Source organism: Pseudomonas sp. F220 (assembly GCF_057813935.1).
This window is the reverse complement of sequence record NZ_JBVASJ010000150.1, coordinates 1-372: the sequence shown is the minus strand read 5'-3', so window position 1 is coordinate 372 and position 372 is coordinate 1. Positions and strand designations below refer to the sequence as shown.

1 protein-coding gene is annotated in these 372 nt (G+C 61.8%); it reads right to left on the bottom strand.

Annotated features, from left to right (window positions below; translation table 11 throughout):
- A partial coding sequence (locus ACZYSM_RS29405; protein ID WP_489077209.1) for a type VI secretion system baseplate subunit TssG occupies positions 1 to 372 on the bottom strand: 372 nt, incomplete at both ends.

Below are 372 nucleotides of genomic sequence, written 5' to 3'. Positions count from 1 at the left end.
TATCCAGGAACGCTTCAAGGGCTTCATGACCTTCGCGACGCTGAGCGATATCGTCCAGGAAACTTGTCGGCATCGGCGAGTCAACGCCGTACAGGCCCAACAGGCGAGTGCGTACCGTCGCCGGACGCTCGGGATGATCTTCGTCGGTTTCAATCGCCTTCAACTCGCTCACGGGGAACCCCATACCGGGTTCGGGCCGAAAACGCACCGGGTCATCCGCCGGGTGCGCGGTGCTCCCCAAGGGTGGGTGATTGGGCAAAGCCTGTTCCAGCAACTGACAGAAACGGTACAGGTTGGCCTCGGCGACCCGCCCTTGCAGCGCGTCCAGTAATCCGGCGGCTTTCAGCCGGGAATACGCTGACTGTGGTTCTC